Source organism: Tritonibacter sp. SIMBA_163 (assembly GCF_046535935.1).
Lineage (GTDB): Bacteria > Pseudomonadota > Alphaproteobacteria > Rhodobacterales > Rhodobacteraceae > Epibacterium > Epibacterium scottomollicae.
Genome location: NZ_JAWJBP010001178.1, coordinates 1 through 241, shown reverse-complemented (window position 1 = coordinate 241; position 241 = coordinate 1). Strand labels below are relative to the sequence as shown.

General features: G+C 53.5%; 1 protein-coding gene. It reads left to right on the top strand.

Going from position 1 to position 241, the window contains the following annotated elements; translation table 11 throughout:
* Nucleotides 1-20: 20 nt before the first annotated feature.
* The coding region (locus R0J92_RS26035; RefSeq protein WP_411053819.1) for a hypothetical protein at nucleotides 21-241 on the top strand (221 nt) is incomplete at its 3' end.

The following is a 241-nucleotide window of genomic DNA, read 5'->3' as shown; positions in this document are numbered from 1 at the left end:
TCCATCATAAAGCCACCGGCATGGATGTTGGCTGTGTCCGGGTGGTGTTAATTGACGCGTTAGCAAAGCACCAGGAACGCGGCCTGCCGCTAGAAGATTACTATTCGCCTGACTTGTTTATGCCCGAGACGCACCCTCATTACTTTCCTGCCAGCACGGTGTGCGAAGTGTCTCGGTTAGCCGTTCACCCTACCGCCCGCAAAAAACCTAAAGATCATCACCCTGATAGCCAAAGCTCCGA